The organism is Deltaproteobacteria bacterium (assembly GCA_009929795.1).
In the GTDB taxonomy this organism is placed as follows: domain Bacteria; phylum Desulfobacterota; class Desulfovibrionia; order Desulfovibrionales; family Desulfomicrobiaceae; genus RZZR01.
The window spans coordinates 1-4,030 of the sequence record RZZR01000187.1 but is presented as its reverse complement, the minus strand read 5'-3'; the positions used below and the strand labels follow the sequence as shown (position 1 = coordinate 4,030).

4 protein-coding genes are annotated in these 4,030 nt (G+C 62.9%); 1 reads left to right on the top strand and 3 read right to left on the bottom strand.

The window, feature by feature from the left end; translation table 11 throughout:
- Nucleotides 1-2,437 (top strand): efflux RND transporter permease subunit (locus EOM25_12800; protein ID NCC26053.1); only part of this gene is annotated, 2,437 nt, incomplete at its 5' end.
- A 49-nt stretch (nucleotides 2,438-2,486) separates the two neighbouring features.
- Here the strand turns inward: EOM25_12800 and EOM25_12795 are convergent.
- From EOM25_12795 to EOM25_12785, 3 genes are all read right to left on the bottom strand, one after another.
- Complete coding sequence (locus tag EOM25_12795; GenBank protein ID NCC26052.1) at nucleotides 2,487-3,215, bottom strand: hypothetical protein; 729 nt, start codon at nucleotides 3,213-3,215, stop codon at nucleotides 2,487-2,489.
- A 13-nt stretch (nucleotides 3,216-3,228) separates the two neighbouring features.
- Entirely contained in the window at nucleotides 3,229-3,831 is a 603-nt protein-coding gene (locus tag EOM25_12790; protein NCC26051.1) for a hypothetical protein, read from the bottom strand.
- Nucleotides 3,824-4,030, bottom strand: a 207-nt coding sequence (locus EOM25_12785; protein ID NCC26050.1) for a hypothetical protein, incomplete at its 5' end; no start/stop codon positions are given. The genes EOM25_12785 and EOM25_12790, both read right to left, overlap by 8 nt.

Below are 4,030 nucleotides of genomic sequence, written 5' to 3'. Positions count from 1 at the left end.
GGGAGCGGTCAAGACCGAGGGCGGCGAGATTCTGGTCCGGATGAAGGAGCGTCGGGACGCGGCCGCCGAGTTCGGGAGCATCCCCATCATCACCGCCCCTGACGGGACCGAGGTTCTGCTGGAGGACCTGGGCACGGTCCGCGAAGGCTTCGAGGACGTGGACCTCTACGCCACCTTCGAGGGTCAGCGGTCCATGGAGATCGACGTCTACCGGGTCGGGAACCAGACCCCCATCTCGGTGTCCAAGGCCGTGCGCGAGCATGTGGAGCGCTTGCGCCAGACCCTGCCCGAGGGCATCAGCATCGACATCCAGTCGGACCGGTCCGACGTCTTCAAACAACGGCTGGATCTGCTGCTCAGAAACGGATTCATGGGCCTGGCCCTGGTGTTCATCTTCCTGGCTCTGTTCCTGGAGGCCCGACTGGCCTTCTGGGTCAGCCTGGGCATTCCCATTTCCTTTTTGGGCTCCTTTGTGCTGTTGCCGTCCATGGACGTGTCCGTAAACATGATCTCACTGTTCGCCTTCATCATCACCCTGGGCATTGTCGTGGACGATGCCATCGTGGTGGGGGAGAACGTCTATTCCTTCCGGAAAAAGGGCCTGGGCCCGATGCAGGCGGCCGTGGCCGGGGCCAGGGAAGTGGCCATGCCCGTGACCTTCAGCGTGCTGACGAACATCATGGCCTTTTTGCCCATGTTCTTCGTTCCCGGGATCATGGGCAAGATGTTCGTCAACATCCCGGCCGTGGTGGCCGCGGTGTTCGCCATCTCCCTGATCGAGAGTCTGTTCATCCTTCCGGCTCATCTCGGGCACAGCAAGGGGGCCAGCCATCACGGCGTCATGGGCTGGCTGCATCGGGTTCAGCAGGGTTTCAGCACCAGGTTCGAGGCTGCGGTGGCCAACTGGTACGGACCGTTCCTGCGCATGGTCCTGCGCAATCGGTACACGGCCGTGGCCACGGCCCTGGCCCTGCTCATGATCTCCCTGGCCTTCATTGTCAGCGGCCGAATGGGCATGACCCTGTTCATGCGGGTGGAATCCGATTTTTCCCAGGCCGAGCTCGTGCTTCCCTACGGCACTCCGGTGGCCAGGACCGAGGCCCTGACCCAGCGGATCGTCAACGAGGCCAGGAAGATCATCGCCAAGAATGGAGATGAAGCCCTGTCCCTGGGAGTGTTCGCCCAACTGGGCCGATCCGGGTCCCATTCCTCGGTGGTCCGGGTCTATCTGACGGATCCCGACATCCGGCCCATGACCACCGGAAAATTCACGGACCTTTGGAGGGAGCGGGTTGGAGATATTCCCGGGGTGGAGAGCCTCAGGTTCCGGGCCGACGCCCGGGGTCCGGGATCCGGCGACGCCTTGAGCATCGAACTCTCGCATCGGGACATGGACGTTCTGGAGCGGGCCTCCATGGAGCTGGCCGCAGCCCTGACAGCCTACCCCAACGTGACGGACGTGGACGACGGATTCGCTCCGGGCAAGCAGCAGCTGAATTTTACCATGGAACCCGAAGGGCGCAACCTGGGTCTGAGTTCCATGGACGTGGCCCGGCAGGTCCGGCACGGTCTGCACGGGGTGGAGGCCCTCAAACAGCAGCGGGGCCGGAACGAGGTCACGGTCCGGGTTCGTTTGCCGGAGGATGAACGGTCCTCGGAGTACGATCTGGAATCCATGGTCCTGCTGACGGCTTCAGGCCGGGAGGTGCCCCTAGTGGATGCCGTGGCCGTGGAGCGGGGCCGGGCTTACACCTCCATCAATCGCCGCGACGGCCGGCGGGTGTCCACGGTCAGCGCCGACGTGCAGCCGGCCGACCAGGCCGGGCAGGTCATCCGGAGTCTTCAGGAAGGGATCCTTCCGGAGTTGACGGCCAGGCATGCGGGGCTGAGCTACAGTTTCGAGGGCCGACAGGCCGATATCCGGGAGAGCATGACCTCCCTGTTCCAGGGCTTGGCAATGGCCTTGCTCGGCATCTACGCCATGCTGGCCATTCCCTTTCGGAGCTATTGGCAGCCCTTGATCATCATGTTCAGCATCCCCTTCGGCCTGGTGGGGGCCGTGGCCGGGCATTTGATCATGGGCTACAGCCTGAGCCTCTTGTCCATGTTCGGCATGCTGGCCCTGTCCGGGGTGGTGGTCAACGATTCGCTGGTCCTGGTCGATTTCGCCAACCGGGCCCGTCGGGCCGGAGCGGGCATGACCGAGGCCATCCTCGGGGCGGCCATCCAGCGCTTCAGGCCGGTCCTTCTGACGACATTGACCACGGCCGCCGGGCTGGCCCCCATGATCATGGAGACCTCGGTCCAGGCCAAGTTCCTCATCCCCATGGCCATTTCCCTGGGGTTCGGCATCGTCTTTGCCACCCTCATCACCCTGGGCATCGTGCCCTGCCTGTACATGATCATCGAGGACGTTTTGCGTCTGAGAAAGTGCTGATCGCCCTGAGAGGCCGGATCGTCCTGAGAGGGCGGATCGCGATCCGCCCCTACTTCGCAATCTTCGCGTCGACGACGCGGCCCTGGCGGTCCAGGAGGGCGATGGCCTCGCCAATTTTTTCGAGGAGGTCGGGCTCGGCCTCGTTTCTGGGCTCGCAGCGTTTGCACAGGCCGTGGAAGACGATTTCCTCCCGGCCGTTTTGGTCCTGGAAGACGCCCACGGCCGTGGCCGGACTATGGCAGATGGCGCAGCAGTCGATTTCGATCTGGGCCTTGGTGGCGTAGAAGGTCATTCGGTCCTCGTCATCGAGACAGAGGGGGCAACGGATGGCCATGACAGCTTTGTCCAGCAGGCGTTCACGTTCGGTTTTGGCCCAGACCTCGTGTTTCCGGCAGGCCTCGGGCGACGGCTTGAGGTCCGGGTGGACCTCAAGCGCCCGATCCCTGGTCATGGGCACGATCAGCCGGCAGACATCCTCCTTGAGTAATTCCCCATCCGTTCGGCGTCCGAAAACGCCCAGGTCGGTCAGGAGCTTTTCCTCGGCCTCGATGATCCGCTCGACGAACATGGGCCAAAAGGGCAGGCCGACGCGTCGGCCCAGATTCCGTTCAAACTCGTTTCTGCCTTGGGCATCCAGAAGATAATATCCAGTCAGTTCGGCGGCCGGGACTTCGACTTGGGGGCAGGTGCCGACGCAATCCTGGACATGGAAGTGGACGGTTTCCTGGTCATCGACGGTGATCTTCCATTTCCGGCCGGTGCGGTCTTGGGCGAACATGGGGACTCCTTGGTCAGGATGAGGCCGACAGGCCTGATTTTTCGGGGCGAAACGGGAACCAGACGGCCAGGGCCAGGAGAAGACCGAGGACCTGTCGGCCGCCGGTGATTCCGAAATAGTCCCAGTACCAGACCGAGAACCAGGACATGGCCCGGTCCACGGACCCGGAGATGTAAGTGTGATGAAGGAATTTGCTCGGAATTTCCACCAGGGTCAGTCCGACCAGGATGGAGGCGAGCAGAATTCCGGACCGGATCCGGGCCCGTCCGGCCATAGGCAGGGCCGCGAACACGGTCAGGGCCACGATGGCGGGAATGCCCAGGTCCTCGAGCGTGTAGGTCTGGCGGACATCGAGATAGGGAAAGGGTTTCCCCTCCCGGATGACAGGGACGTTGACCCGGGCCGTGAGGACGAGAACCGGGTTTCTGGTCTCTTTGGGGATGTCCAGCTTCAGATTCTCGTATTTGGGTTTGACGGCCAGGAATTCGGCTTTGACCACCGGCAGAAGAATTCGGTACCAAGCCGGTCCGCACAGATGAAAGAAGACCGTGGCCAGGGCGTAGACCAGAAGTCCCCTGGCCAGGACGTCGAGGGCCCGGCGGGTTCGGTCATGCATGGGTTTGCGCGGCCACCGGTTCGGGCCGTGTCGGACGGCTGATCCAGAAGAGGAAAAAGAGGGCCGTGACAATGATGATGAAGGTCTGGCCGACGTAGATGTGGAGAAAATCAAAGAGTTCCGGCCGGTATTTCGCCGAGTAGTAGAGGACAACGGTCCGGGCGATGTTGGCCCAGTAGAGGAGGAAGAGCCCGAGGCC

Bases quoted from the DNA above. Each gene is read 5' to 3' on its own strand.
- EOM25_12795 (NCC26052.1), bottom strand. From the start codon at position 3,215: ATGTTCGCCCAAGACCGCACCGGCCGGAAATGGAAGATCACCGTCGAT.
- EOM25_12790 (NCC26051.1), bottom strand. From the start codon at position 3,831: ATGCATGACCGAACCCGCCGGGCCCTCGACGTCCTGGCCAGGGGACTT.